5 protein-coding genes and 1 pseudogene are annotated in these 7392 nt (G+C 67.6%); 2 read left to right on the forward strand and 4 right to left on the reverse strand.

Annotation, left to right across the window (positions count from 1 at the left end):
* A partial coding sequence (locus VBE63_RS22655) for a chromate transporter (RefSeq protein ID WP_323685284.1) occupies positions 1-686 on the reverse strand: 686 nt, incomplete at its 3' end.
* A 153-nt stretch (positions 687-839) separates the two neighbouring features.
* On the opposite strand from VBE63_RS22655, the gene nrfH reads away from it, so the two are divergent.
* Complete coding sequence (nrfH, locus tag VBE63_RS22660) at positions 840-1334, forward strand: cytochrome c nitrite reductase small subunit (protein WP_323685285.1); 495 nt, start codon at positions 840-842, stop codon at positions 1332-1334.
* Positions 1335-1377: 43 nt separating this feature from the next.
* Complete coding sequence (locus tag VBE63_RS22665; protein WP_323685286.1) at positions 1378-3126, forward strand: ammonia-forming cytochrome c nitrite reductase subunit c552; 1749 nt, start codon at positions 1378-1380, stop codon at positions 3124-3126.
* 124 nt (positions 3127-3250) lie between these two features.
* Here VBE63_RS22665 and VBE63_RS22670 read toward each other — a convergent pair whose 3' ends face one another.
* The 3 genes and pseudogenes from VBE63_RS22670 to VBE63_RS22680 all read right to left on the reverse strand — a co-directional run.
* Positions 3251-4909 (reverse strand): efflux RND transporter permease subunit, encoded by a 1659-nt coding sequence (locus VBE63_RS22670; RefSeq protein ID WP_323685287.1) that lies wholly within the window; start codon positions 4907-4909, stop codon positions 3251-3253.
* Positions 4910-4967: 58 nt separating this feature from the next.
* Positions 4968-6572: pseudogene (locus VBE63_RS22675) on the reverse strand (efflux RND transporter permease subunit); the annotation flags it as partial.
* The coding region (locus VBE63_RS22680) for an efflux RND transporter periplasmic adaptor subunit (RefSeq protein ID WP_416274641.1) at positions 6569-7392 on the reverse strand (824 nt) is incomplete at its 5' end. The pseudogene VBE63_RS22675 and the gene VBE63_RS22680, both read right to left, overlap by 4 nt.

Raw genomic sequence — 7392 nt, forward strand, 5'->3', positions numbered from 1 at the left:
ACGTCGGCGGCGACCAGCAGCGGCAGTCCGAACAACAGCAGCGCGAACAACCCCAGCAGCAGGACCCCGACGCGGCGCGGCAGCGGCACGGCCAGCGCTTGCGCCTGGGAAACGGGTGGGGAGAGCGCTCGACACCAGCGCAGACCGGCCAAGGCGCCGACCAGGATCGCCGCGATCTGGCCCAGCGCGCTCGGCGCGAAGGTGACCAACAGGACTGCGGCCAAGGCCATGGTCGCGCGCTCGCGATCGGGCGCCAGGCTGCGCGCCATGCCCCAGACCGCCTGCGCGACGATGGCCACCGCGACCAGTTTGAGCCCCCGGAGCAGGTCTTGACCCAGCGCGCCGCCCATGGCATCGGCGCCGAGCGCGAAGGCCAGCAGAAGCAGCGCCGAGGGCAGGGTGAAGGCAGCCCAGGCGAGCAGCGCGCCGCGGATGCCGCCGCGCAGATAGCCGAGGGCGAAGCCGACCTGGCTGCTCGCCGGCCCCGGCAGGAACTGACAGAGCGCGACCAGCTCGGCATAGGCCGCGTCGCTCAGCCAGCGCCGGCGCAGGACCAACTCGTCGCGAAAGTAGCCAAGGTGCGCGATCGGGCCGCCGAACGAGGTCAGGCCAAGCTTGAGAAAGGCCAGGAAGACCTCGCGTGGGCGGCCGGCTGAACCGGGTGCAAGCGACTGTTTGTCAGTCATCCTCAGGCGCTCCGGGTGGTGATGGCGTCATCATCCTGTCGAACAGAGTCCTGGACCGGGACGCAGGCGCCGGTCTGCTGAGATCGGGGGGGTTGGCTGATCGGGGATTCGGCGTCATGATGGCACCATGGTTTGCGCAGGGCGGAGACTGTGATGAAGAAGACCCGAGAGCCAAGCCGTGCTAGCACATCTAGACCGCGCGCCTGGCTAGCCGTGGCCGTCGCGGCGATGCTTGGTGTGCTCGGCGGTGTCGGGCTCTTCACCTTTGGCTATGGCAATGGCCTGTCGTATCTGACCAACGACCCCAAGACCTGCATCAACTGCCATGTGATGCAGGATCACTACGACGCCTGGGTTAAATCCAGCCACCATGGCGTCGCCGGCTGCAATGATTGCCATCTGCCGCACGACGTCATTGGCAAGTGGCTGACCAAGGCCGATAACGGTTTCTTCCACGCGCTGGCCTTCACCACCGGCGACTTCCACGAGCCGATCCAGATCCGCGCGCAGAATCGGCGTGTCGCCCAAGGCGCCTGTCTCCACTGCCACCGCGCGCTGGTGAATCACTTGCTCCCGGCCGAGCCCGGCGGCGCCATGCAGTCATGCGTCCATTGCCACAGCGACGTCGGCCACGCGCAGCGGCGCTGAGTTACAACCGATCATCCCTCATGCTTCGATCAAGAGGTTCATCATGACGCAATCGACCCAGAACGCTCACCAAGCTCCACCTCCGCGTGCGCTGGAAGCTCGCCGACCAGGGGTGCGCGGGCGGCTGCTGCTGGCGTCGCCTGCGCCGATGACCCGCCGCAGCCGGCAAGCGGGTCGCGCGCTCGTGCTCGGGGCGGTGTTCGGCGTCGCCGTCGTCGCGAGCTTGATCGTCACCTATGTGCTGATCACCATGTTCAGCCACAAGCAGGACGCCCGCCAGCCGTTCGTGCGAGTGGTCGAGGTCGACGAGATCACCACCGACCCCGAGCCCTGGGGCCAGAACTGGCCGCATCAGTTCGCGGGCTGGAAATCGACCTCGGGCGACGCGTTCTACGGCGGCAGCAGCGCTATGCCGCAGAGCAAGCTCGAGACCCAACCCTGGCTCAAGCGGCTCTATGCCGGCTATGCCTTCAGTATCGACTACCGCGAGGCGCGCGGCCATGCCTACATGCTCTACGACCAGGGCGTGACCGAGCGCGTGACCCAGAAGCCGCAGGCGGGCGCCTGCCTGCATTGCCATGGCTCGATGAACGTGCTCTACCGCCGGGTCGGTCTGGAGGCGATGGGTGAGGAGGTCACCGATGACAAGCTCGCCGCCGAGTTCAATCAGCCGGCGGTGATCCGCGGCTTCCAGGAGCTGAGTCAGCGGCCCTATCAGGAGGTGCTGGCGATGCTCTACGCCACGCCGGACGGCACCCCAGGCGAGAACGAGCCGGTGTTCCCGCTCGCGCCGCCCGGTGGCTTCAGCGGCGAATACGCCGGCGAGGCCGTCTCCGAGGAGCATGCGCAGATGCTCGGCGAGGCGCATCCGGTGAGCTGTGTCGATTGTCATGATCCCAAGACCATGCAGATCCGCGTGACCCGCCCAGGCTTCCTGCTCGGCATCGCCGAGCTGGCCGACGGCGAGGGCGCGGTACCGCATCTGCCCAGCATCGAACAGTGGCGCCGGGGCAGCCGCAGCGAGCCCTATGACCCCAATGAACTCGCCACGCCGCAGGAGATGCGCTCGTTCGTCTGCGGCCAGTGCCACGTCGAGTACTACTGCGGCAATCAGGACACCCTGACCTTCCCTTGGGGCAAGGGGTTGAGCGCCGATGATGCGGAGGCCTATTGGGAGGAGGCGACCTTCCCGGACGGCACCGGCTTCTATGACTACGAGCACGGCGAGACCGGCGCCGAGGTGTTCAAGGTCCAGCACCCCGAATTCGAGCTGTGGAGCCAGGGTATTCACGCGCGCAGCGGCGTCGCCTGCGCCGATTGCCACATGCCCTACGAGCGCAAGGGCGCGATGAAGGTCAGCAACCACAACGTGCGCAGCCCGATGGAGAACATCAATAGCGCCTGCCAGACCTGCCACAACGTCCCTGAGCAGGAACTCAAGGCACGCGTTGGCGCGATTCAGAGCCGCACCGTCGCGCTCACCGAGCGGGCCGGCGCGGCGATGACCGCGATGCTCGATGCGATCCTGGAGGCCAAGGCCGGCGGTGCAAGCGCGGACCAACTCCAAGAGGCCCTCGACCTGCAGCGCAAGGCGATGTGGCGGCTCGATTACATCAGCAGCGAGAACTCCAAGGGCTTCCATGCCGATCAGGAGTCTGCGCGCATCCTGGCTGAATCCATCGACTACAGCCGTCAGGCCCAGGCTGCGGCCCTGCGCCTGCGGGCGCCCGAGGCGCCGAGCACCGAGGATCTGCCGACCGAGCCGGTGCAGGGCGTGACGGAGACGCAGTGAGGTTGAGCCTCGATGTGGCGAGTAGCACTAGGGGCGATTCCGCTAGCCGATGATCCTCAAGTTCTCACGACATGGCATGTCGCTTCCCGGCTGAATCGAGCGTCTTCTCCACCAGGAACCTCGGTCAATCCGCTCGCACCCTCGGCCGCGCCAACCCGAGATCATCCAAGAGCACATAGAGCGCCGGGATCACCAACAACACCAGCACCGTCGCGCTGAGCAGCCCAAACACCACCGAGATCACCAGTGGCTTGATCGCATCGGCTTGGGAGCTAGTCTCGGCCAGCAGCGGCGCCAGCCCGACAATGGTGGTCAGTGAAGAGATCAGAATCGCACGGAGCCGCTGGCGGCTGGCTTGGCCCGCAGCGGCTGCGGCAGAGAGGCCCAGAGCGCGATTGGTGTTGATGAACTGGATCAGCAGGATGGCATTGTTGACCACGATACCAGCCAGCGAGGCGGCGCCGATCAACGACGGCATCGACAGGTAATAGCCCATCAGCACATGGCCCCAGATGGCGCCGACGAAGGCGAGCGGGATGGTCAGCATCACGATCAATGGCTCGACGTAGCCACGGAACTGGAACGAGAGGATGACGAAGATGCCGAGCAGACCGATCAGCAGTCCCCGGCGGATCGAGCCGCCGGTCTCGGCGGCATTGGCGACCTGGCCCTCAAACTGTACCTCCACCCTCGGATGCCGCGCCTGGAAGTCGCTAAGCCAGCGTGCCCGCAGATCACTGACGATGGCCTGGCCGCTGGCCAGCCGGGCATCGACATCGGCGGCGATGGTAACTGTGCGACGACCATCGATACGGGTGATCCGCGCCCAGTCTCGCTGCTCGCTGACCCTCGCCACCGCGCTGAGCGGTACGCGCTGGCCATCGGCGAGCTGGATGGTCTGATCGGCCAGGTCATCGAGATCGTTACGGTCGTCCTTGGCCTGACGCACCAGGATCTCGATGTCCCAGGCGCCGATGCGCTGGCTATCGGCGATCTCGCCGAGCCAGGCGGCGCGCAGTTGCGCGGCGACCTCCTCGGCGGTCAGCCCCAGCCCATGGGCGCCCTCGGCGAGCTGGTAGCGGCGCTGCGGTTTGCCGGGGCGCAGATCATCGATGACATTGAACACCGCCGCATAGCCGGCCAGCTCTTCGCTGGCATCGAGCGCGGCGGCCTTGAGCGCATCCAGATCTTCGCCCTGCAGGCGGATCTCGACCGGGATGCCGGCCGGGCCGAAGCCAGGCTCCTGGATCAGCAGGCTATGGATGCCGGCGATCGGGCCGATGGCCGCGCGCCAGGCCTCGGTGAGCGCATCCAGGCTCAGCGTGCGCCGCTCGGCCTCGAGCAGATCGACGATGACGGTGGCGACATGCGGGCCGGCCTCCTGCGCGCTCGGGTTGTGATTGAAGCGGGTCTGGATCGCCTCGACCAGTGCGGCGCCCTCGGGCTGTTGCGGGCTCAGCTCGGCATCGAGTTGGCGCATCGCCGCCTCGACCTGCGCGGCGACCGCCTGGGTGCGCGTCAGCGGCGTGCCCTGCGGCATCAGGATGCGCGCCTCCAGCACATCGCCGTCGATCGAGGGCATCGCCTCGCTGCCGATGTGGCCACCAGCGACGAAGCCGACCGAGCCGATCAGCACCAGCAGCACCAGACCGAGCACCGCATGACGGGCGCGGATGGCCGCATCGGCGACGCGGCCGACGCGCTCGCGGAAGCCTGCGAAGCCGCGCTCGAAGCCGCGACTCAGGCACCTCGCGCAGACCGTTGACGCTGCCCTTGAGATGATGCGGCAGGATCAGGAAGGCCTCGATCAGGCTCGCCGCCAGCGCCGCGATCAGCACGATCGGCAGCACCTGCAGCACCGCACCCAGCTCGCCGGCGAGGAAGGAGAGCGGCAGGAACACCGAGACCGTGGTCAGGAAGGACGACAGTACGCCGGGCAGCACCTCGCGGGTGCCGGCGACGACGGTGTCGAGCGAGGAGGGTGCAACCCTGCTGGCAGCGGAGATCTCTGGGGGAGCGTTGGCCGCATCCTTGTCCTCGTTGCTGGCCCCTTGGCCAGCGCCGTCACCGGACGGATGGCTGCCCGCATCTTGAGCACCCCGTTGCGCACTCGCCCGCGCGGCAATGTTGTCGGTAATGACAATGGCATCGTCCATCACGATGCCAATCGCCATCAGCAATGCCACCAGCGTGATCATGTTCAGCGATAGCCCGGTCAAGGCCATCACTACAAAGGCCCCGGCGAAGGCCGCCGGCAGCCCGAGCACTGCCCAGAGCGCCAGGCGTGGACGGAAGAACAGGCTCATCACCAACACCACCAGCAGCAGCCCCATCAGGCCGTTGCCGACCAGCATCTGCAGCCGATCGCGCACGATGCTGGTCATGTCTTGGGTCAGGGTGAGTTGAGGAGTGAGTTGAGAGGAGTGAGGAGTGAGTGGTGGGGATTGAGACGTGAGTGCGGACGCCTGCGTGTTCAGGGAAGAGGCGTCAGGGTTAAGTGTGAGTGCGGTTGCGGGTGCGGGTTGGTCGAAGGGTTGTGCGTTTTCTTCGTCGATGAGGGCTTGGAGGGCGTTGAAGACCCGCAGCGCGTCGTCGTGCAGGCCCTTGCTGACCTCGAGCACCAGCGCGCGCTCGCCGTTGAAACGGATCTGTTCCTCGGCGCGCTCGCCGACCTGTGAGAGCTTGGCGAGCTGGCCCAGGGTCAGCTCGCCGCCCTCGGCGCTGGCGACCACCACCAGGTCGGCCAGGTCGCGCAGCGAGCGGCGTTGATCGGTGAAGCGCAGCAGCAGCTCGCGGTCGTCGCCCTCCAGGATGCCGAGCGGTAGGTCGATGTTCTGGCGCGCGATCAGCTGCGCGAGATCGCGCGCTGAGAGTCCGTGCTGAGCGAGAATGTCTCGCGGCACCTCCACTTGCCACTGGCGTTGCGAGAGGCCCTGGATCTGGACCTCAGCGACACCGGGCAGGCGCAGGATGCGGTCTTCGAGCCGGCGCGCGACCTCTTCGAGCTGCGCCAGCGGCAGCGCGCCGCTGATCGCCACCGCCGCGACCAGATCGCTCTGATGCAGCGAGCGGACGATCGGCGTCTCGGCGCGCGCCGGCAGATGGCGGATGGCGCGCACGGCGGTTTCGATGTCGCTGCGAAAGCGCAGCGCGTCGCCGCCGGGCTGCAGGGTCGCGGTGGCGTTGGCGAGGTTGTCCTGGGCGACGCAGATCAGCTCATCGAGAAAATCGACCGCCTTGAGCGCATCGCGCAGCCGCCGACAGATCGCCTCCTCGACATCGGCAGCACTGGCACCGCGGTACTCGACCTCGATGCCGACCTCGGTCGGGCGGTAGTCGGGGAAGGTCTCGCGCTGCAGGGTCGGTGCGGCGAACAGGCCCGCCGCCAGCAGCAGGAGCAGCAGGAGATTGGCAGCGGTCGGGTGCGCCGCGAACCAGCGGATCATCGAGTGGCTCCGGCCGCGGGCGTTGACCGCCCTTGCGCGGCTTCTTTCAGTTGCGCCTCAAGTGCCGGATCATTGCGCGGGGTCACCGCCATGCCGTCGATCGCGGGTAGTGGATCATCGACGATGACGCGATCACCTGGCGCGAGGCCAGCGGCGATCACGGCAAGGCCGCCCTGCTCGAAGGCGATCTCGACCGGGTTGTGCCGGAGTCGATCCTCGGCGTCGAGCCGGTAGACCAGGCCCGCATGCACGGCCGCCGCCGGCAGGACTAACCGCGGCTCGGGGCTGGCCGCGGACAGGATGACCTCGGTCAGCATGCCGGGCTGCAAGGGCGGGCGATCGGGCGGGCTGGCATCGCGATAGGGATGCGCGACCCGCACCACCACCCGCGCGCTGCGGGTAACCGGGTCTAGGCCGCTGGCGACCCGAGTCAGTTCGGCTGGCCAGCGCACCTGTTCGTCGCCGACCAGGCGCACCTCGGCGGTCACGGCGCTGAAGTCCATGCGCTCGTCGAGGCGCTGCGTCTCGGGAATCGGTGCGTTGGGCGCATTTGGCGCATTTGGCGCGTTGGGCGCAGTCGCGACGCTGCCGAGCAGACGGCGCAGCATGCCGAGCGGGATCTGCGCCTCGACCTCGGCGGCGGCCAGACTGTCGGCGCTGAATAATGGCTGGCCCGGCGCGATGTACTGATGCAACTCGACCTCAACCTCGGATAGGCGCAGCGCATAGGGTGCCTCGAAGCGGGTATCGGCCAGGTCCTGCTCGGCCTGCGCCAGCAGCACCTCGGCGCGCGCCTGCTGTGCGGCCAGTTGTTGGCGGC

This window comes from Lamprobacter sp. (assembly GCF_034860625.1).
Lineage (GTDB): Bacteria > Pseudomonadota > Gammaproteobacteria > Chromatiales > Chromatiaceae > Lamprobacter.